A 20,393-nucleotide genomic window follows, 5' to 3' on the forward strand; every position below is an offset into this window, starting at 1 on the left:
CGATTCCGGATCATGGCAGCTACCGGCCATTCCGCGGCGTTGGGCAACAGCGTTTTATAACAGTGTTACCACCACGGCCAGAACGGGATGACGCTGACCGGTTGCCCTGATTCGGCCGGTGTCACGCTTTCGGCCTGCGCGGGAGCGGAAAATCCGAGTACGAACGCGACCAGCAATCCCGCGAGGACCGAAGCCGAAAACCTGGTTTTCATGGTGCCGTCCTTTCCGAGTCGAGTGCGCTGTTCACAGCCTGCCCGCGGCCGCTATCGGAATTCCATCGAAATCCCGGTCGCCTCGCAACAGCTGCTGGTGCAGTTCGCGCAACGGGGCCGACGGTGCCACCCCCAATTCGGCCGCGAGCTTGCGGCGCACGTGCTCGAACCGGTCCACCGCTTCCGCGGTGCGCCCGCTGGCGTGCAGGCAGCGCAGCAGCCGGACCCACAGCGTTTCCCGCAGCGGGTGACGCACGACCAGCTCGGTCAACCGGATCAGCGCCCGCCCCGGATCACCGCAGACCAGTTGCAGGTCCGCCCAGTCCTCCACGGCCTGCAACAGCTCTTCCTCCAGTGCCGTCACCGTATCGCCGACCCAGCGGGCGGATTCGACGCCGGACAGCGGACGGCCCCGCCAGTGGCACAGGGCTTCGTCGAGCAGCGCCCGCCGGCGCACCGGATCGGCGGATCTCCCCGCGGTCGAGCGGGCCGTACGGAACCGCGCGACATCGGTGCTCACGAGGTCGCCGATGCGGTAACCACCACGTCCGCCGCCGATGAACTCCCCGGTGACCGTGCCGCGCAATCGGCGCACGTGCCCGCGCAGCGTGGTGCGCGCGGCGGCGGGCGGAGCGTCCTCCCAGAGCCGGTCGATCAGTTCCTCGGTGGCCAGCGTCCTGGTCCCGGACAGGCACAGCGCGCTCAACAGGAGGCGCTGTTTGCCCGGCACGACCGCCACGCGCCTGCCATCCGCTTCGACATCGACATCACCGAGCAGGCCGACAGAAATCACCGCCATCACCTTCCACCGTCCGTGGTGCACGATCGACTCCCATCGTCGGCACGGCGGCCATCGGGGACGCATCGGCGGCGGGCACCCGGCCGATGCACCTCCGAGAGGCCACGCGCCAGGCGCGCCGGAAAGTCCACCGGCCGGTGCCGACGACCGCTCGACCAGGTGACATCCGCGCGTGACTCCACCACCGGCCCGGGCGTGCGGACCTATCGTCGGAGCCGTGATGCAGAGCAGGAGCGAGGCCCGGCCTCAGGAAGACCGAGTGCCGGACGAGTCCCACCCGCGTGGCGAGCGGCTGGCGTTGCTGATCGACTTCGAGAGCCTCGTACTGGGCGCCAGTGCGACGCTGCGGGACCTGGACGAGCCGGTCCCGGCGAAGGCACTGACGTGGTTGTGCCAGGCATACGGGCCGACCACGATCCGCCGCGCCTACGCCGACTGGGCCGATCCGCGCTTCGCCCGCTACCAGCCGGAGCTGGAGCGCAACGGCGTCGCGCTGGTGCAACGCGGGCCCGGTCCGGACCGCCGGAACGGGGCGGACATCCGGATGACCGTGGACGCGCTGGAAACCCTCGTCGTGCACCCGGCGGTGGACGCGTTCGTCCTGGCCAGCGGGGACAGCGACCTCTCGCCCCTCGTCTCGAAGCTGCGGGAGTCCGGCAAGCACGTGATCGGGATCGGCGCGGAGACCGCGGGCAACGCCCGGCTGGTGTCGGCGTGCTCGGAGTACCAGCTGTGGGGGTCGATCGTGGGGTCCTCGCAGGTGGAGTGAAGCGCGGGAGAAGACCGACGGTGTCCGGGCGGTCCTTCGTGCTCGGCACCGGTTTCGGCGGGGTGCGGAGCGGGCAATCGTCGCCCATGCGCGTGATCATCCAGCCCTCCTACGGCACCAAACACGCGCGGCGGCACTGGGCGGACACGCTGGACCAGCCGGTGCCGTTCGGGCAGCCGCGGTACGCGGAAGCGCTGAGCCCGGCGGAACGCGTCGAACTGCTCGCCGGGCACCCGGACGGAACGGCCCGCTTCTGGGGCGCGACCCCGCAGCACGACAAGAAGATGGACACCCTCGAAGCCGGGGACGTCGTGCTCCTGACCGGGCAGAAACACGTGCGCGCCATCGGAACGGTCCGTTGCCTCCTGCGCAACGACGAACTCGCGCGCCGCCTGTGGACCCCGGACCCGTCCCGCTGCCTGTGGCGCAACGTCTACACCTTCGGCACCTACACCCCGGTCGCGATCCCCTACGAAGAGGTCTGGTCCCTGCCGGGCTTCACCACCGGTGACAACTTCATGGGCCTGCGATTCCTGAACGCGGAGAAAAGCACGACCGTAATCAACGGACTGGGCATCACCGAACTTCTCGAAAACCGAGCGGCTTCCCCTCGAAGGTGACGGCCGGATCGAGCAACGGACAAAGCCGTTCGGATCTTGACATGGCCTTCCGTACCGTCTTTTGCAGACTTTCGGCCTTCTTTTGTTGACCTTGAGCGAAAGCGCTGGCTAGCTTGAGGCCACGGGGTGTCGCGCAGCGGAGCGCGAGCCGCGTCCCCATCGAGGAGGAACGCCCATGCGGCTGTTCGTCGCTCTGCTCGCCGTCGCGCTGGCCGCCGGGGTCCCGGCACCGGCCAGTGCCCAGACCGGCATCCCGCCCCAGGAGCCGGGGGTGACCATGCGCGTGTTCGACGTGCAGGTGCCCCTCGAGGACTACTGCACTCTCAAACCCAGTCAGACGCCCAACATCGACCGGCTGATGCCGGCGATCGACTGGACCACCACCGAGCACTTCGGCATCGCCGACCGGTTCGTCACCGAGGTCATCGCCAACCTCGACATCACCACCGCCGGCCGCTACGACTTCCGGCTCACCAGCGACGACGGCGCCCGGCTGCACATCGGCGGCACCCAGGTCATCGACCACGGCGGCCGTCACGGGGCCACACCGAAGGACGGCTCGATCGAGCTGACCACGGGCTACCAGCCGCTGCACATCGAGCACTTCGACGCGGACTTCGACCAGCGGCTCAAGCTGGAGTGGAAGCCACCCGGCGCGAGCGCGTTCACCCTCGTGCCCACCTCGGTGCTGAGCACCGACGCCGGCGTCACGCGGGTCACCTCCCCCGGGCGCAAGGAGTGCGAAGGCGTCACCGAATCCCCCGGCGACGGGCTGCCGCTCACCGGCGTCCACCCCGACTACACGGTGTCCGACCTGCGACCCGAGGGCTTCGAGCCGCAGGTCACCGGCATGGACTGGCTCCCGGACAACCGGCTCGCCATCTCCACCTGGGGTGGCTCGCGCGAATCCGTCCGCGGCGAGGTGTACCTGCTCGACGGCGTCACCGGCACCACCGACCCGTCGAAGGTCAAGCCCAAGAAGATCGCCGAGGGCCTGCAGGAGCCGATGGGCGTCAAGTACGTCGACGGCACGCTGTACGTGTCCCAGAAGACCGGCCTGACCGCGCTCGTCGACCACGACGGCGACGAGGTCACCGACGAGTACCGCACGATCGCGACCTGGCCGTTCGGCGGGAACTACCACGAGTTCGCCTTCGGCCTGCTCTACCGGAACGGCTACTTCTACGTCTCCACGGGCATCGCCATGGTGCCCGGCGGCGCGAGCCTCGACCCGCAGCCCGCCGCCAACCGCGGCTCCACCCTCAAGATCGACAAGGCCACCGGCAAGGTGTCCTATGTGGCCGGTGGGCTGCGCACGCCGAACGGCCTCGGCTGGGGCCCCGAAGGCGACATCTTCGTCACCGACAACCAGGGCGCCTACCTGCCGACGTCGAAGCTGGTGCACGTCAAGCAGGGCCGCTTCTTCAACCACCACACCAATCCCGACGGGCCGTACGACGACCAGCCGGTGACCCAGCCGGTGCTCTGGCTGCCCCACGGGGAGATCTCGAACTCGCCGAGCAACCCGCTGGTGCTGCCCGACGGGGTGTTCGCCGGGCAGATGGTCTTCGGCGACGTGACCTACGGCGGCCTCCAGCGCGCGTACCTGGAGAAGGTCGGCGGCGAGTACCAGGGCGCGGTGTTCCGGATGACGCAGGGACTGGAGTCCGGCGTCAGCCGGATCAGCCTGGGCCCCGACGGCGCGATCTACACCGGCGGCATCGGCTCGGAGGGCAACTGGGGCCAGGCGGGCAAGCTCAAGTACGGCCTGCAGAAGCTGTCGCTCACCGGTGACGACGCGTTCGACATGCTCGCCATGCGGGCGATCGACGGTGGTTTCGAGATCGAGTACACCCAGCCGCTGTCCGAGGGCACCGCGCAGGACCTGGCCTCGAAGTACCGGGCGGAGCAGTGGCGCTATGTCGCGTCACCGCAGTACGGCGGTCCCAAGGTGGACGAGGAAACGCTCGGCGTGACCTCGGCGGCGCTGTCCGCGGACCGCCGGACCGTGACGCTGAAGGTGGACGGGCTGAAGCCCGGACGCGTGGTGCACGTCCACTCCCCGCGCCCGTTCGCCGCGGCGTCCGGCACGGAACTGTGGAGCACCGAGGCCTGGTACACCCTCAACACGCTGCCGGACGGCACGACACCGCCGCCGGAGTACGAAGCGGAATCGGCCGCGCTCGCGGGCGGCACCGGGTTCAACACCAACCACAGCGGCTATTCGGGCTCCGGGTTCGTCGACCGCAACTGGGAACCGGGCACCAGCACCACCTTCGCGGTGAACGTGGCGCAGGGCGGACGACACGACCTCGCCCTGCGGTACGCGAACGGGCTCAACCCGAGCCCGAACCCGGTGACCAAGTCGATGAGCCTGTACGTCAACGGCCGCAAGCAGAAACAGGTCTGGCTCGCCAGCACCGGCGCCTGGAACCAGTGGGCGACCCACGTCGAACCGGCGCTGCTGCGGACCGGGGCGAACACGATCGCCTTCGTCTACGAAGCCACGGACAGCGGGCACGTGAACCTCGACAAGCTCACCGTGACACCGGCCCAGCGGACCGCCCTGTTCGACGGGACGAACCTGGACGCCTGGGAGTCCACCGCGGGCGGCCCGGCGAAGTGGCCGGTGGCGAACGGCTCGATGGAGTCCTCCGGCGGGGACATCCGCACGAAGGAGAAGTACGGCGACTTCCGGATGCACGCCGAGTGGTACCAGCCGCAGTACCCGCCGGAGCAGACCGGGCAGGCCCGCGGCAACAGCGGCGTGTATCTCCAAGAGCGCTACGAGATCCAGGTGCTGGAGTCGTTCGGGGTGAACCCGCCGAAGAACAACGACGCCGGCGCGATCTACACGAAGAAGGCACCGGACGTGAACGCCGCGACGGCGCCGGGCACCTGGCAGAGCTACGACATCATCTTCCGGGCGGCCCGCTTCGACAGCACCGGCAAGAAGGTCGCCGACGCCCGCGTGAGCCTGTGGTGGAACGGGAAACTGGTGCACAACGACGTGGCGATCAACGGCAGCACCGGCGCGGGCAAGCCGGAAGATCCGTCGCAGGGCCACATCCGGCTCCAAGACCACGGCGATCCCGGTGACAACCCGAGGTTCCGCAACGTCTGGATCGAACGCATCTAAGCCCCGGCGGGGGCGGGCGAGCAACGCCTGCCCCCGCCGGTCGACCACGTCAAAGCGCGTACGAGACGACCATGAACAACGCGATGCCCATCGCGATGGTCGACACGATCAACCCGAGCACGGCGACCGGCAAGCCACGGCGGCGGCCGAGGCAGGCGACGACGCCGAAGACGAGGCCGCCGATGGCGAACGGCAGCCCGGCGTACTGCCGGAAGCCGTCCATGGCCATCGGGAGGAACGGCAGCACCAGCCCGAGCAGGCCGAGGACCAGCGAGGCCACGGCCGGTCCGGACCCCCGGGGCCGCTCCGGCCCGCCCGGCGGGCCGGGGTACTGCGTCGGTTCGGGCGACTGGCCGTAGATCATGGGACTCCTCACCGGCTGGACGGCTGCGTGGCGTACCCCATGCTGCTACGACCTGCTACCCCAGGTCGAGGGCCGCCCGGACGAACGAGTCGGTGTCGAGGCCGTGGTGGCGGTAGACGTCCTCCAGCGAGCCGGACTGGCCGAACCGGGTGACGCCGAGCGCGGTCGTGGCGACGCGGTTGATCGTGGCCAGGAACGACAGCGTGTGCGGGTGGCCGTCCAGAGCGGTCACCAGCGGGGTCGCCCGGTCGGCGGGGAAGACCTGGTCGAGGATCCAGGTGTCCGCCGGTTCGTGGCCCTGTCGTGCGCGCACTGCCCGGTAGAGCAGGTCGGGGCTGGTCACGCACACCACGTCGGCGGCCACCCCGACCTGGTCGAGCCGGGCGGCCGCGGCCAGCGCCTCGGGCACGACGGCGCCCATGGCGGCGATGGTGACCTGCGGCTTTTCCGTGCGGCGCAGGGTGTACGCCCCCGCGACGACCTGCCTGCGTCGCCGTTCACGGGCGGCGGGATCGGCGGGCACCGACGCCAGGCTCTGGTCGACCGGCCGGGTGGACAGGCGCAGGTAGGCCGAGGTGCCGTCCGGGCGCCCCAACCGGGCGAGGCAGGCCAGCAGCGCCCACTCCGTGTCGATCGCGAACGCGGTCTCGTAGCTCACGCAGCCGGGTTGCTCCAGCCCGATCGACGGGGTCTTGATCGACTGGTGCGCACCGCCTTCCGGGGCCAGCGACACCCCCGACGGCGTGCCGACCAGGATCGACTGACCGCCGGCGTAGATGCCGTAGGACCACGGTTCCAGCGCCCGCTCGACGAACGGGTCGTAGAGCACGCCGATGGGCAGCAGGGGTTCGCCCCAGCGGCTCCAGGTCGTGCCCAGCTCACCGAGCAGGCTGACCAGGTTGACCTCGGCGATGCCCAGTTCGATGTGCTGCCCGGTCGGCTTCTCGCGCCAGTGCAGGATGGTTTCGGCGTCGTCGGCGAACCAGTCGGTGCGCTCGGCCGACGACCAGACACCGACCTTGTTGACCCAGCCGCCGAGGTTGGTCGTGGAGCTGACGTCGGGGCTCACGGTCACCACGCGCCGTGACGCTTCGGGAGCCGTGCGGCTGAGGTCGAGCAGGACCCGGCCCAAAGCCGCCTGGGTGGTCGCCGTGCCGGACGGCGTCCGGCCGAAATCCACCGGTACCGCGGGCGGCGCGTGCTGCTCCACCCGCGGCCTGGCCAGCCGCGCGGCCGTCTCGGCGCACAGCCGCTGCTCCGCGCTTTCCGGCGGGAACACCGCCCACGGGTCGTCCAGGTCCGCACCCAGCCGGTCGGCGAGTTCACGCATCTGCGGCTCGGACAGCAGGGCCGAGTGGTTCTGCGGGTGCCCCTTGGTGGCCAGGCCGTAGCCCTTGACGGTGTAGGCGAAGATCACCGTCGGCCGGGTGTCCTCGATGGACTCGAAGGCCTCGTCGAGCGCCACCTGGTCGTGCCCGCCGAGGTTCGCCACGGCTTCCAGCAGCGCCGCATCGTCCACTTCGGACAACAAGGCGGCGATCCGCCCAGCGTCCGGCTCGGTACCGGGCAGGCGGCGGCGGACTTCGGCGGCGTCGCAGCGCAGCAGCCGCTGGTACTCCGGGTTGGACATGGTGTCGATCCGGTGCCGGAGTTCCTCGCCACCGGGGCGGGCGAACAGCTCCTGGATGAGGCGCCCGTACTTCACCGTGACGACCTGCCAGCCCGCCGCGGCGAACATGTGCTGCAGCTTGGCGGCGGCGATGTTCGGCACCACGCGGTCCAGCGACTGGCGGTTGAGGTCGACCACCCAGACGATCTCGCCCAGCTCGGCGACGGCCGGGTCGAGCACCGCCTCCCACACCGCGCCTTCGTCCAGTTCGGCGTCGCCCACCAGCGAGTACTGGCGCCCGGCCCCGGCGGTGCCGAACGCCGAATCGACGTACCGGCGCGAAACCGCACCCCAGATCGGGGCCGTCGCGCCGATGCCGACCGAGCCCGTCGAGTAGTCGACCTGGTCGGGGTCCTTCGCCCGGCTGGGGTAGCTCTGCAAGCCGCCGAACTCCCGCAGGCGGGGCAGGTAGGCGGCGTCGAGGTCGCCGAGGAGGTAGTTGATCGCGTGCAGCACCGGGGACGCATGGGGCTTCACCGAGACCCGGTCCTCGGGGCGCAGGTGGCGGAACCACAGCGCGGTCATCACCGACACCATCGAGGCGGAGGACGCCTGGTGCCCGCCGACCTTGAGGCCCGAGGGGTTCGGCCGCACCCGGTTGGCGTGGTGGATGACGGCCGACGAGAGCCACAGCAGCCGCTCCTCGATCCGCTTCAGCGTCTCGACGTCGGCGGCGGGGCCGCGCTGGGCCGTTGTCATGGGTCCTCCTCGACCTGGGCAGCTGGCCGACAGCTCAGCAAGTCGGTGGGCAGCCGCGCAACGATCACGCCGGGGATTGGGCAAAATGCCCAGTCTCACGGCGATTTCGGGCCGGTCAGCCGGACAACCTGCGCAGTACTCCCGGTCAGGCGTCGTCGCTCATCCGGCTGACGGCGTTCGCGGTGGTCTCGATCAGCCGCCGCATCGCCCGGGAGGCGGCGACCGGGCGGTGCGCCCGCACGGCGGCCAGGACGGCGTGGTGCAGCGGCAGCGTGGCCGCGACCCCGCCGGGGGCGTGCGAGCTGGCCGCCAGCCCCTGGCGCAGGCTCGTCTCGAGCAGCCTGCCCAATTGCTCGATCAGCTGGTTCCCGCTGGCGCGCAACACGATCAGGTGGAAACTCAGGTCGGCGTCGACGAAGCTCTGCTCGCGCTCGGGCAACTGCGGCGCGTACTCGGCCATGCCGTCGTAGGCGCGCTCCAGCGCGGCGATCTGCTCCGCCGTCGCCCGCTCGGCCGCCAGGTGCGCCGCGCCCGGCTCGACCATCAGGCGCAGTTCCAGCAGGTCGTCGAGGAAGTCCGGCGCGGCGACCTGGCCGTGCCAGTCGATCACCTCGCGGTCCATCAGGTTCCACTCGTTGCGCGGGCGCACCCGGGTGCCCAGCCGGGGCCGCGGCTCGACCATGCCCTTGGCGGCCAGTGCCTTGACCGCCTCCCGCACCCCACCGCGGCTGACCTTCAGCTGCGCGGCCAGCTCGGCTTCGTTCGGCAGCCTGCTGCCGTAGGACAGCTCACCGGAGACGATGCGCCGCCCGATCCACTCCACGACCTGCCCGTGGATCGTCCGGTGCCTGCCGAGCGGACCGGCCGCTGAACTGCTGCTTTCCACCACCGGATCATCGGCGGGCGCCGGGGCGAAGTCAAACCGGCGCCCTTGACTCCCCGACTGAATCATCGAATGATTCACCCATTGCCGCCGAGACGGATGCGGGGTCGAACAGTGAGGTTCGAAAAGTCCGACAGGCCGGGGAACGGCACCACGTCACGCCGATCGGCATTGACCTACCTGGGCGCGGGCGGCGGGGTGCTCGCCGCGGGAGCGCTGCTCTCGGCGTGCACCGGCGTGCAGGAAGGCCAGGAGGGCGGTGGCGGCGCCGGCACCTTCCCGGACACCCCGGACTGGCGGTTCGTCTTCGTCAACCACGTCACGACGAACTCCTTCTTCGTCCCCACGCGCACCGGCCTCGCCGACGCCGCGGCCCTGCTCGGCCTCCCCGAACCACAGTGGACGGGTTCGGAGAACGGCAACGTGGCGCAGATGGCCAGTGCGATGGAGACCGCGCTGAACGGCAAGGTCGACGGGATCGCCATCTCGCTGACCGACAACAACGCCTTCGTCGAACTGACCAAGCGGGCGCTGGCCGCGGGCATCCCGGTGATCGCCTACAACGCGAACGCGGCGGGCAACCACCCGCTCGCCTACGTCGGCCAGGACCTCTACCTCTCCGGCTTCAAGATGGGCCAGCGGATCGCCACGAAGGTCACCTCCGGCGAAATCCTGGTCGGCATCTCCCAGCCGGGCGGCAACAACGTGCAGCCACGCCTCGACGGCATCATCGACGCGCTCAAGCAGGACGCGCCCGGGGTGACCGTCCGTTCCGTCAACACCGGCGCCGAGCAGGCGGGTGAGCTCAACGCGATGACCGCCGCGTTCACCGGGAACCCCGGCGCGCAGGGCATCTACGCCGTCGACGCGGGCAGCACCGCGGCCTGCGCGAGCGTGATCAAGGACCGCGGCCTGCAGGGCCGGATCAGCGGCGGCGGCTTCGACCTGCTCGACGACACCGTCGAAGGCGTCGCCTCCGGCGCGCTGGACTTCACCATCGACCAGTCGCCGTACCTCCAGGGTTTCCTGTCGGTGCTCTACCTCTACCTGTACCGGCTCTCCGGCACGCTGGTCGCGCCGCCGGTCACCGACACCGGCCTGACCTTCGTGACCAAGGAGAACGCCGGGCCGTACGCGTCCGCCGGGAGCAAGTTCGAAGGCGGGCCGAACAACGCGCTGGTCCCCATGCCGCCCTCGATCCCGCTGCCGCCACCGTCGGTGCTGAGCCGCTGACCCCCGCTGACCCCGCCAACCGAACCGACGCCGTCGAGGAGTGCGCTGATGCCGGATCCGGTGACCGGGCGGCCCGTCCTGCTCGGCGTGCTGCGGATCAAGGAACTGAGCATCCTGCTGGTCACGATCGCCGCGGCCGGCTACTTCACCGCGACCAGCGACGCGTTCAACTCGGCGGAGAACTACCAGACGATCGCGCAGTACGTGGCGCCGTGGGCGATCATCGCCGCGGGTCAGGTGATGCTGCTGATCTGCGGGGAGATCGACCTGTCCGCGGGTTTCGTGTTCACGCTGGCGCCGTTCACGCTGATGCTGTTCTCGGTCAACGGCGCGCCGCTGTGGCTCGCCCTGCTCGGCTCGGTGCTGCTGAGCACGCTGATCGGCGTGGTCAACGGGCTGATCCGGACCGTGCTGAACATCCCGTCCTTCATCACCACCCTGGGCATGGCCTTCCTGCTCCAGGGGCTGGTACTGATCATCTCCGACGCCCGCCCGGTCAGCGCGCCCTCGGGCAACTGGCTGGTCGAGGTGTTCGGCGGGGCGGCGTGGTCGGAGTTCGCCTGGGCCGTGGTGATCGTCGCGCTGATGCAGGTGGTGCTCTCGGCGACCCAGTTCGGCATCCACACCCAGGCCACCGGCGGGAACCCGGTCGGCGCCGCGGAGTCCGGTATCCCGGTCAACCGCGTCAAGATCGTCAACTTCGCGATCATCAGCACCCTGGCCGGGTTCGCGGGCATCCTGCAGGGCACCAGGGTCGGCTCCTACGACCCGACCAACGGCGGCTTCACGATGATGTTCTTCGCGGTCGCGTCGGCGGTCATCGGCGGCACGGCGCTGCTCGGCGGGTCGGGCACGGTGGTCGGCGCGTTCCTCGGCGCCCTGCTGCTCGGCATCGTGTTCGACGGGTTCAACCTGACCGGGGTCAGCGCGAACGCGTTCAACGTGGTGCTCGGCGCGGCGATCCTGCTCGCCATGGTGCTCAACGTGTCGCTGTCGCTGCTGCGCAAACGCCTCGGATCCCGGGAGCTGTGATGAACCAGGACCAGCCGGACGTGATCAGGGCCGAGCACGTGAGCAAGCGGTTCGGCCCGGTCAGCGCGCTCACCGACGTCAACCTGCACGTGCGCAGGGGCGAAATCCTCGGGCTCATCGGGGACAACGGCGCCGGAAAGTCCACTTTGATCAAGATCCTCACCGGCTACCACCAGCCTGACGGCGGCCGCCTGCTCTTCGACGGCGAACCGGTCACGCTCAAATCGGTCGTGCACGCCCGTTCGCTCGGCATCGAGACGGTGTTCCAGGACCTGGCCATGGTCAACGACCTGCCGGTGTACCTGAACCTGCACCTCAACAAGGAACTGGTGCACAAACCGCTGCCGTTCCTGCGGCGCAAGGAGATGCGCCGCCGGGCCAGGGAAGCGCTCGACTCGATCGGCATCGACATCCCTTCGGTCACCGCCGAGGTCGGCATGCTCTCGGGCGGTCAACGGCAGGCCATCGCGGTCGCGCGGTCGGTGTTCTCCGACGCGAAACTGCTGCTGCTCGACGAACCGCTCGCCGCGATGGGCGCCAAGGAGAGCGGCCTGATCCTGCGGCTGCTCGACGAGCTGAAGCAGCGCGGCGACCTCGCGATCATCCTCATCGCGCACAACTACGGCCAGGTCGTCGACGTCTGCGATCGAGTAAACCTGTTGCAGCACGGGGAGATCACCTTCGACCGGCCGTCGCGGGAGACCTCGGTGACCGAACTGCTGGAGCTCGTGCACGCGGAATACCGGCTGCACCGGAAGTGAGCAGTGGGAAAGTAACCGCGATCCCTGCGATCGTGCGGGTTTTCGCACTGTCCATTCGACACTGAGACCTGAATCACGGACATTCGTCTCGGGGCGCATTCCCGGGTTATCGTCGATCGGCGCCGCTCTGGTCGCACTTCGAGGAAACCTTTAGCCCGAACGGATTCCAGTGATTACCGACACGGCGCCCGCTGTGGCCACCTCCCCTGCGCCCAACCGCCGTCGGCGGCTCTTCGCGGCATTGTCCGGTTTGGCTTTGACGACGATCGTCTGCGCGCTGGCAATTCCTTTCGCACCGGTGTCCGCCGAACAGGTCGAGGTGAGCTGGCCGCAGCAAGGGGCGCGGGCGGAGTCGACGGTGGCGATGTTCATGCCCTACCGGCCGCTGTCCCTGGACGTGACCGCGAGTTGCGCGGCGGCGGGCGAGCGCGGGCGCACGGTGTTCTCCACGTTCCCGCCCGGAGATCAGCACGGGCAGCGCTGGGGCCTGTCGCTGGCCAACCTCGATGGCACGCTGGTGCTCACCGTGGACGGACAGCAGATCGCACTCGGCAGCCCGCCCGGCACCGCCTGCGCCTACACCGTGCACGCCGATGGGCAGCAGATCGTCGCCGCTCTGGACGGCCGCGAACTGGCCCGCCGGGGACGCGCTGGTACCGCAGGTGGTCGCGTTCGTCACCGAAACCTCGGAAGTCTCGGCCAAGGCCAAGGCGGATGCCCGCTTCCAGACCTCCCCCACGCCGCTCAAGCTCGGGCTGATGATCGCCTGCGCGCTCGGGGTGGTCGGCTGCGCGGTGCTCGCGTTCACCATCTGGCGCGGCGGCCCGCCACGGCCGAAGCGTCCCTGGCGCACGGACGCCGCCTGGAGCGCGCCGGCCGCGGTGGTCATCGCCGGGTGGGGCGTGCTGGCTCCGCAGACCGTGGACGACGGCTGGTTCCTCGGCATGCACCGCAACTTCCCGGCCGCCGGGTACGCCGGTGACTACTACATGGCCCTCAACGCCGCCGAAACCCCGGCCGTCCTGCTGCACCACCTCTTCGCGCCGCTGTTCGAACTCTCCTGGTCACCGCTGATGACCCGCGTGCCGTCCCTGCTGGCCGGGTTCGCGATCTGGCTGCTGCTGCTCGGCATCGTCCGCCTGCTCCCCCTCCACGTGCCGCGCTGGCTGCTCGGCGCCGCGTTCCTCGTCGCGTGGATGCCCGGCGGGGTCGGCCTGCGCCCCGAACCCTTCATCGCCCTGTGCACCGCCGCGGCCGCCTACGCCACCCTGCGGGCCCGCGTCACCGACCGGCCCGCCTGGCTCGTCCTCGGCGGCCTGGCCACCGGCCTGTGCCTGACCATCACCTCCACCGGCTTCCTCGCCGCGATCCCCGTGGCACTCGGGTTGCTGCACGCCTGCCGCCAGCGCGTCCCCCATCGCGTGACCCTGATCCTGGCGACGCTCGCCGCGGCCACCCTCGCCGCGCCCATCGCCTTCGTCAATTCCGGCATCGGCGGCTTCCTCGACTCCGCGGGCAGCCGCTACTGGCACGGGGCCAGCTCCACCTGGTACGACGAATTCGCCCGCTACCAAACCCTGCTCTGGCCCGGCATCAGCCCCGAATTCCTGTTCGAGCAACACCCGTTCCGGCGCCTGCCGGTCCTGCTCGGCATCGCCGTCCTCGGCACCGTTCTCGTGCTCCGCCTGCGCACCCGCCACGGGGGCGTCTTCACCGGCCCGGCCGGGGCGCCCTTCGCGTGGCTCGGCCTCGGTTACGTCGCCCTGATCTTCACCCCCAGCAAAGTGGTCTCCCACTTCTCCGCCCTCGCCGCCTTCACCGCCCTCGCGATCGCCATCGGCCTGGCCGCCCTGCCCCGCGCCTTCGCCACCGAACACACCGGCTGGGCCGTGCGCGGCGGCGCCCTGTTCGCCGTACTGCTGCTGACCAGCCTCACCTGGTACGGCACCAACTCCTGGTTCGCCTACGCCGCACTCGGCATGCCCCGGCCCGACGAGCCCCTCCTCGGCGGCCGGCTCGCCCACCCCGTGGTCCTGCTGCTCGCCGCCGCTGCCCTGGCCCTGCCGTTCCTCCGGCGAAGACCCGACCCCGCCCCCGCCGCCGTCCGCCTCACCGGCTGGTCCGCCCTCACCCTGGCCACCGCCACCGTGCTCCTGATGCCGGTGCTGACCGCCGCGCTGCTCGCCAAGGCCGCGCTCAACCAGCACCAGCGCGGCCAGTTCTCCGGCCCCGCCACGATCGCCGCCGGCACCTGCGGTCCCACGGCGGCGACCGGCACGACCGGCCCCGTGCTCGTCGACTGGCCCATCGCCTTCTGGCACCCCTGCACCCGCCTGCCCGTCCTGGCCGACGGCCTGCTCGAACCCCCGGTGGCGGCGATCGCCGCCCCACCCGCCTACCGCTACGCCGGCGACCTCACCCGCCGCCACGCGCCCCACGGCGGCGCCTTCGCCCCCATGGCCGCCGTCGCCACGTACACCGAACTCCCCGGCGACCCCGCCCTGGGCACCCGCTACGAGGTGACCTACCGCTACCCCACCGGGCGCTACACCGTCACCACGACGACCACCACCCACACCGGCTGGCACCGCGAAACGCCCTACACCGACCCGGACTACCTCGGCCGCGCCGATCCCGCCACCGAACTGCACCCCGGACAGAAACAAGAATAGTTTTCACGCACACCCGCCGAGCACTGGTGCGCGAAAGAGCAAACGTTTGTCTCCACTCGCCGGACCACTCGCCGCGAACCGAAAATGTCACTCCATGGAGTCATGAAACTCCACGATCCCGTGGTGGGCGGTTATAAAGGACGGATCGCCGCGGCTGGTTCATGCGGCCGACGGTGCCCACAATCGCCCAAACCGAGTGGAGCTGCGAGAAGAGTGAGCGTTACAGGAGAGATCACCGCCCTGCTGACCGAGAAGTTCGGTGTGGAAGCGAACGCCGTGCACCCCGAGGTCTCGCTGCGCGGCCTCGGCATGGATTCCCTCGCGCTGGAGGAACTCCGGGTGCTCGTCGAGGAACGCCTGCTGGTCGATCTCGAGGACGTGCAGCTGACCTCGCGGGAAACGGTGGGCCAGCTGACCACGCTCATCGACGCGAAGCTCGCCGCGTGACGCGGGGACAGCCTGCCGCGGCGGTGACCGGACTGGGGTTGATCACCGCGGCCGGGGTCGGCGCCGAGGCCACCTGGCAGGGCGTGACCCGGTCCGGCTCGCCCACCGCGGTGCGCCACCGGGAAGAACTCCGCGACCTGCCCTGCGATTTCATGTACACCATCGAAGACCTCGACACCGCGGCCCTGCTGGGCGTGCCGGCGTTGCGGATGATGGACCGGTTCACGCAGCTCGCGGTGCTGGCCGCCCGGGAAGCGGTGGCGGACGCGGGCCTCGACACCTCGGTGTGGGACTCGAACCGCGTCGCGGTGGTGATCGGGTCCGCGCACGGCGGTCTTCCGTTCTACGACGAGCAAAGCGCCGTGCTCGCGGAAAAGGGCGCCCGCCGCGTTTCGCCGAAGCTCGCGCCGATGACCACGGTGAACAGCGCCGCCAGCAGCGTCTGCATGGACCTCGGCGCACGCGGGCCGAGCCTGTGCGTTTCCACGGCGTGTTCCTCCGGCACGGTCGCGATCGGCACCGCCCTGCAGATGCTGCGGTCCGGTGCCTGCGACATCGCCATCGCCGGGGGCGCCGAATCCGTGTGCTCCCGGCTGCTGATCTCCAGTGCCTGCCAGCTCCGGGCGGTGTCCACCCGCCGCGACGCGCCGGAGATAGCGTGCCGCCCGTTCGACGCGGACCGCGACGGGTTCGTCATCGGTGAAGGCTCCGGGCTCGTTGTCCTCGAACGGCCCGAACACGCCATCGCACGAGGCGCTCGCATCCGCGCGGGAATCGCGGGATACGGCGCTTCCAGCGACGCGTACGCGGCAGTGGCCCCCGAACCGGAAGGCGAGGGCATCGAGCGCGCGCTGCGCACCGCGCTGGACGACGCGGGCGTGTCACCGGCCGACGTCGGCCACGTCAACGCGCACGGCACGTCCACCGTGATGAACGACCTCATCGAAGCCACCGTGCTCGAACGGGTCCTCGGCGACCAGCCACTGGTCAGTTCGACCAAGGCGATGACCGGGCACGCGCTCGGCGCGGCGGGCGGCATCGAGGCAGCGCTGACGGTCATGGCGCTGGAGCACCAGCTGGTGCCCGCCACGGCCAACCTCCGCACCCGCGACGTCCGCATCCCGATCGACGTGGTCGCCAAGGAAGCCAGGCCCGCCACCTTCGACTGCGCCGTCAAGACCTCGATGGGCTTCGGCGGCCACAACGCCGCGCTCGTCCTCACCAGGAGTTGCTGAACCCCATGCACGACGAAGTCATCCGTGCCCTGTCCGCGGGCGGGATCCGGTACCGCTACCGGCTGCTCCGGCAACCGGAGCCGCGGATCGAACCGGTGGTGGTGATCGGCGGCGGGCTGCAGGGCATGTACGGCTGGCCCCAGATGGAGGACCAGCTCACCCCCGTGGCGAGCCTGGTGACCGCGGACCTGCCCGGCATGGGCGACGCGGACCCGCTGCCCGCCGGCGAAGGCGCCGAACTCATGGGTGCCGCGCTCGACCAGATCATCGACGACCTCGGTGTCCCGCGGGTCAACCTGTTCGGCTATTCCTACGGCGCCGAACTCGCTTTCGGGTGCGCGCGACGCAGACCGCACCGCATCGCGCGGCTCGCGCTCGGCGGCGTGGTGTCCCACACCAGCCCCGAACAGCTGAAGCAATTGCGCCGAGCGGCCGAACACCTCGCGAACGGCGAACACGAGGAATTCGCCACGGTCACCGCGAAAATGCAGCTTTGCCTCGACGAGAACCGGCACGTCCCGCGACGCGCACTGGTCTACCGGTACGTCCGGCGCTCGATGCTGCACGGCGCGGCCAGGGTGCCGCACCTGATGGATTACCTGCAGCGTTCCCTGATCAGCGGCCCGTCCTTCGACGGCGGCCTGTCCGGGGTGCCGTCGCTGGTGTTCACCGGCGAGCACGACACCATCACCACCCCCGAGCGGCAACGCGAATTCGCCGCCACCATCGAGGGCTGCGAATTCGTCACCATCTCCGACGCCGACCACTGGGTGGTGCTGGAACGCTCGGCGGACGTGGCCGATCTGGCGCTCCGCTTCTTCACCGGTGAGCCGCTGGACTCCGCGCCCTACCTTTCTCCAGCGATTCTCCCCGGTGTTGTGGGGTGAACGACCGTCATCCCGGAGCCGTGCGCGCGATAGTTTCACCTCCACCTGGCGTGGAGGGAGCCTTGTGCCTGACGAACACCGGATCGCGCGCACCTACACCGAACTCGGCCGGGCGATGCGGTCGATCCGGATCACCGAAGCCGACCCGAGCGGCGCTGTCCGGATAACCGTTGACGCGCAAGGGAAGCTGCTCGACGTGGTGACCACCGGACTGCTCGCGCGGCTACCGCCCGAGCACGTCGGCGAAGTGGTGCTCGACTGCGTACGCCGGGCGCAGGCCCGGATCCCCGGCGAGGTGTCGGCGCTGGCCAAACGGATCATGAGTGGTGACGACGCCGAGCACATCGCCACCACCCTGCGCGGCTGGTTCCCCGACGCGCCCGGCTGACCGGTGGCTCACTGCGGTTCGGGCACCCGCTGGAGCAGACCGGCCGGCCGCTGCACCGGCACCGGGCGCATCGCCGCCTGAAACGGCTGCGGCCTGGTGTCGGTCAGGCCGAGCAGGTGCGCGAGGGCGGCTTCGGTCCGCTCCGCCGCCCGCCCGTCGCCGAACGGGTTGCCGCGTGAGGCCATCGCGGCCGCGGCGGCGGGGTCGTCCAGCAGCGCCCCGGCGGTGGCCAGGATGCGCTCTTCGTCCGTGCCCACCAGGATCGCGCAGCCCGCTTCGACCGCCTCCAGTCGTTCGGTGACATCCCGCAGCACCAGCACGGGCACCGAGAACGTCGGCGCCTCCTCCTGGATACCGCCGGAGTCCGAGAGGACCAGCGTGCTCACCGCGAGCAGGCGGACCAGATCGGCGTACTCCAGCGGCCCGGTGACCAGCACGCGTTCGCAGCCGCGCAGGGTGTTCTCCACCTGGGCGCGGACCGCCGGGTTGGGGTGCGCGGGCAGGACCACCTCGATGTCCTCGTGGGCACGGACGAGCGTCCGCACCGCACGCAGCACCCGGTCCATCGGCACGCCCCAGGATTCGCGGCGGTGCACGGTGACCAGCACGACGCGCCGCTGCCCTGACAGCGCCCGTCCCTCCACATCGGACAATCGGGGCTCGGCGAAGTCCCGCGGGCGCGCGGTCATCGCGTGCACCGCGTCCACCGCCGTGTTGCCGGTGACCACCACCCGCGCCATCGGGATGCCCTCGTTGTCGAGGTGGCGGGCCGCCGTCGGGGTCGGCGCCAGGTGCAGCGTGCTGGCGATGCTGACGAACCGCCGGTTCGCCTCCTCGGGGAACGGCGCGGACAGGTCGTGCGAGCGCAAACCGGCTTCGAGGTGCACCACCGGCAGGCGGTGCCAGAACGCGACCAGCGCGGCGGCGAAGGTGGTGGAGGTGTCGCCCTGCACCACCACCGCGGCCGGTGGCCGCCGCCGCCACAACGCGTCCAGCGCGGGCAGGACGTGGGCGAAGAACTCCGGCTGGCTGCCGACCGTGCGCCGCACCGGCAGTTCCTCGTCGGGCGCCATGCCGAACATGGCGAGCGCCTGGTGGACCATCGTCGGGTGCTGCCCACTGGCCACCACCACCGGCCGCAGGCGCCCGCGGCGGCGCAGGGCCGCGGCCACCGGCGCGATCTTCAACGCCTCCGGCCGGGTGCCGGCGACGAACTGGACTTCGGGCGGAGTTCTTTCCTGCACGGGGAAGTTCACACCTCGTTCGGTGTTCTGGCGGCGCCGCGCGTGGACAGCGCCAGTGCGGCCACCGAGTCGGCCAGGCCGACGCTGGAGTTCCAGCTGGTGACGTCGGGGTAGACGTGTGCCGTGGTGGCCAGCAGCAAGCGGGTCCCGGGAACCGCCACGGGCGGGCGCCGGGTGAGGTAGCCGAGCGGGTAGACCGGCTCCACGAACGGCGCTTTGAACACCCTGACCTCGGCGATGTCCTCCCGGGTCAGCGGAAGGTCAGCGTACAACCGCAGCAACTGCCCGGTCCAGCGCTCGGCGATGGCCGCGTCGTCGTCGGCGAACAGGGCGGAACCCCGGTCGGTGTAGCGCATGGCGTAGGCGAGGTAGCGGCCGTCGTAGGCCGCTTCCCCGGTCAGTTCGGTCATTTCCACGACGCCGTCGAATTCCGCCGCCGAATGCAGGACCGGTGTCCAGTAGTGCCCTTCCAGCGGCCGCCGCAGGAAGAACAGCACGTTCACCACGCCCTGGTAGGCGAGTTGCGTGGTCGGCAGGAGCTCGGCCAGGCCGGGCTCGGCCAGTCGCCGGAGCTGGGGCAGCGGCACGGTGGAGAGCACCCGATCGCAGTCGATGACCTCGCCGCCCGCCACGGTGACCCGCATCGAGACCTCGTCACCGGCGATACCGCCCACCGGTGTGGACAGGCGGACCCGCCCACCGTTCGCTTCGATGGACGCGTGCAGCGCGTCGATGATCGACTTGTACCCGCCGGCCGGATAACCGCGGGTGGCGACGTTGCTCTCCCGGCCGAGCCGCTGCCAGAGGTACAGCGCGGGCACGTCGGCGAAGGCGGCACCGAACTTCGACCCGAACATCGGCACGAAGAGCTTTTCCCAGATGACGTCGCCGTACAGGTCGCGCAGCCAGTCCTCGGTGCGCGTGCGGTCGAGGTCGCGGTGGCGGCCGAGGTGGCGCAGCAGCAGGGAAACCACGCCGAACCGCAGGCGCTGGACCAGCGTCAGCGGGGTGAACCGCAGCAGGTCCAACGCCGAGTTGAACGGGTAGCGGTCCTCACCGAAGACCATGCCCATGCTGGTGCGGCGCCAGTCCACCTCGTCACGCAGGCCGAGCCGGTCCAGCAGGCCGAGCAGGTGGTCGTCGGAAGGCATGATGCAGTGGTAGAAGCGTTCCACCCACCGCCCGCCCATCGGGAAGAAGGTGCCGAGGCCGCCGAGCTGGTCGCTGCTCTCGAGCAGGGTCACCGAGGCGCCGGCCTCGGCGAGCCGGTGGGCGGCGGCCAGCCCGGCGATGCCGCCGCCGATCACCACGACGTCGCGTTTCGAGTTGTGCATCAAGTC

At 70.5% G+C, this 20,393-nt stretch carries 18 protein-coding genes and 1 pseudogene; 12 read left to right on the forward strand and 7 right to left on the reverse strand.

Features of this window, described 5'->3' with window-relative positions; translation table 11 throughout:
* Nucleotides 1-243: 243 nt before the first annotated feature.
* The gene (locus L3Q67_RS39650) at nucleotides 244-1,011 is read right to left on the reverse strand and encodes an AfsR/SARP family transcriptional regulator (RefSeq protein ID WP_499186545.1); all 768 of its coding nucleotides are present in this window, start codon (nucleotides 1,009-1,011) and stop codon (nucleotides 244-246) included.
* A 259-nt stretch (nucleotides 1,012-1,270) separates the two neighbouring features.
* Here L3Q67_RS39650 and L3Q67_RS39655 point away from each other — a divergent pair, with 259 nt between their 5' ends.
* From L3Q67_RS39655 to L3Q67_RS39665, 3 genes are all read left to right on the forward strand, one after another.
* Nucleotides 1,271-1,780 carry an NYN domain-containing protein gene (locus L3Q67_RS39655; protein WP_499186546.1) on the forward strand — a complete coding sequence of 170 codons (510 nt, stop codon included), beginning with the start codon at nucleotides 1,271-1,273 and terminating at the stop codon, nucleotides 1,778-1,780.
* Between the two features lie 20 nt (nucleotides 1,781-1,800).
* Nucleotides 1,801-2,400, forward strand: a complete 600-nt coding sequence (locus L3Q67_RS39660) for a hypothetical protein (RefSeq protein WP_499186547.1) — start codon at nucleotides 1,801-1,803, stop codon at nucleotides 2,398-2,400.
* A gap of 175 nt (nucleotides 2,401-2,575) precedes the next feature.
* Nucleotides 2,576-5,539, forward strand: coding sequence for a 3-keto-alpha-glucoside-1,2-lyase-like domain-containing protein (locus L3Q67_RS39665; RefSeq protein WP_499186548.1), 2,964 nt, complete (start codon nucleotides 2,576-2,578; stop codon nucleotides 5,537-5,539).
* Nucleotides 5,540-5,588: 49 nt separating this feature from the next.
* Here the strand turns inward: L3Q67_RS39665 and L3Q67_RS39670 are convergent, their stop codons facing one another.
* From L3Q67_RS39670 to L3Q67_RS39680, 3 genes are all read right to left on the reverse strand, one after another.
* Nucleotides 5,589-5,903, reverse strand: a complete 315-nt coding sequence (locus L3Q67_RS39670) for a hypothetical protein (RefSeq protein ID WP_499186549.1) — start codon at nucleotides 5,901-5,903, stop codon at nucleotides 5,589-5,591.
* 55 nt (nucleotides 5,904-5,958) lie between these two features.
* The gene (locus L3Q67_RS39675) at nucleotides 5,959-8,271 is read right to left on the reverse strand and encodes a thiamine pyrophosphate-binding protein (RefSeq protein ID WP_499186550.1); all 2,313 of its coding nucleotides are present in this window, start codon (nucleotides 8,269-8,271) and stop codon (nucleotides 5,959-5,961) included.
* A 145-nt stretch (nucleotides 8,272-8,416) separates the two neighbouring features.
* Entirely contained in the window at nucleotides 8,417-9,157 is a 741-nt protein-coding gene (locus tag L3Q67_RS39680; RefSeq protein ID WP_499186551.1) for a FadR/GntR family transcriptional regulator, read from the reverse strand.
* A gap of 111 nt (nucleotides 9,158-9,268) precedes the next feature.
* On the opposite strand from L3Q67_RS39680, the gene L3Q67_RS39685 reads away from it, so the two are divergent.
* The 3 genes from L3Q67_RS39685 to L3Q67_RS39695 are packed head-to-tail and all read left to right on the forward strand — an operon-like array spanning nucleotide 9,269 to nucleotide 12,180.
* Nucleotides 9,269-10,387 (forward strand): type 1 periplasmic-binding domain-containing protein, encoded by a 1,119-nt coding sequence (locus tag L3Q67_RS39685; RefSeq protein WP_499186552.1) that lies wholly within the window; start codon nucleotides 9,269-9,271, stop codon nucleotides 10,385-10,387.
* 48 nt (nucleotides 10,388-10,435) lie between these two features.
* A complete protein-coding gene (locus tag L3Q67_RS39690) occupies nucleotides 10,436-11,419 on the forward strand; it encodes an ABC transporter permease (RefSeq protein WP_499186553.1) in 984 nt (327 codons plus the stop codon).
* Nucleotides 11,419-12,180: a sugar ABC transporter ATP-binding protein gene (locus L3Q67_RS39695; RefSeq protein ID WP_499186554.1), complete on the forward strand. Its 762-nt coding sequence runs from the start codon at nucleotides 11,419-11,421 to the stop codon at nucleotides 12,178-12,180. The genes L3Q67_RS39690 and L3Q67_RS39695 overlap by 1 nt, the downstream gene beginning before the upstream one ends.
* Before the next feature lie 150 nt (nucleotides 12,181-12,330).
* Here the strand turns inward: L3Q67_RS39695 and L3Q67_RS39700 are convergent, their stop codons facing one another.
* Nucleotides 12,331-12,552: a hypothetical protein gene (locus tag L3Q67_RS39700; protein ID WP_499191808.1), complete on the reverse strand. Its 222-nt coding sequence runs from the start codon at nucleotides 12,550-12,552 to the stop codon at nucleotides 12,331-12,333.
* Between L3Q67_RS39700 and L3Q67_RS39705 the strand changes: the two are divergent.
* From L3Q67_RS39705 to L3Q67_RS39730, 6 genes and pseudogenes are all read left to right on the forward strand, one after another.
* Nucleotides 12,545-12,754, forward strand: a pseudogene (locus tag L3Q67_RS39705) (hypothetical protein); the annotation flags it as partial. The gene L3Q67_RS39700 and the pseudogene L3Q67_RS39705 sit on opposite strands and share 8 nt — an antisense overlap.
* A 19-nt stretch (nucleotides 12,755-12,773) precedes the next feature.
* The gene (locus L3Q67_RS39710; protein ID WP_499186555.1) at nucleotides 12,774-14,852 is read left to right on the forward strand and encodes an arabinosyltransferase domain-containing protein; all 2,079 of its coding nucleotides are present in this window, start codon (nucleotides 12,774-12,776) and stop codon (nucleotides 14,850-14,852) included.
* A gap of 213 nt (nucleotides 14,853-15,065) precedes the next feature.
* Nucleotides 15,066-15,299 (forward strand): acyl carrier protein, encoded by a 234-nt coding sequence (locus L3Q67_RS39715; RefSeq protein WP_499186556.1) that lies wholly within the window; start codon nucleotides 15,066-15,068, stop codon nucleotides 15,297-15,299.
* Entirely contained in the window at nucleotides 15,296-16,534 is a 1,239-nt protein-coding gene (locus L3Q67_RS39720) for a beta-ketoacyl-[acyl-carrier-protein] synthase family protein (RefSeq protein WP_499186557.1), read from the forward strand. The genes L3Q67_RS39715 and L3Q67_RS39720 overlap by 4 nt, the downstream gene beginning before the upstream one ends.
* Nucleotides 16,535-16,539: 5 nt before the next feature.
* Complete coding sequence (locus L3Q67_RS39725) at nucleotides 16,540-17,421, forward strand: alpha/beta fold hydrolase (RefSeq protein ID WP_499186558.1); 882 nt, start codon at nucleotides 16,540-16,542, stop codon at nucleotides 17,419-17,421.
* A gap of 64 nt (nucleotides 17,422-17,485) precedes the next feature.
* Complete coding sequence (locus L3Q67_RS39730; RefSeq protein WP_499186559.1) at nucleotides 17,486-17,809, forward strand: YbaB/EbfC family nucleoid-associated protein; 324 nt, start codon at nucleotides 17,486-17,488, stop codon at nucleotides 17,807-17,809.
* A gap of 8 nt (nucleotides 17,810-17,817) precedes the next feature.
* Here the strand turns inward: L3Q67_RS39730 and wecB are convergent, their stop codons facing one another.
* A complete protein-coding gene (gene wecB, locus L3Q67_RS39735) occupies nucleotides 17,818-19,053 on the reverse strand; it encodes a UDP-N-acetyl glucosamine 2-epimerase (RefSeq protein WP_499186560.1) in 1,236 nt (411 codons plus the stop codon).
* An 8-nt stretch (nucleotides 19,054-19,061) separates the two neighbouring features.
* Nucleotides 19,062-20,387, reverse strand: a complete 1,326-nt coding sequence (locus tag L3Q67_RS39740; protein WP_499186561.1) for an FAD-dependent oxidoreductase — start codon at nucleotides 20,385-20,387, stop codon at nucleotides 19,062-19,064.
* Nucleotides 20,388-20,393: the final 6 nt, after the last annotated feature.

This window comes from Saccharothrix sp. AJ9571 (assembly GCF_021725495.1).
In the GTDB taxonomy this organism is placed as follows: Bacteria; Actinomycetota; Actinomycetes; order Mycobacteriales; family Pseudonocardiaceae; genus Amycolatopsis; species Amycolatopsis magusensis.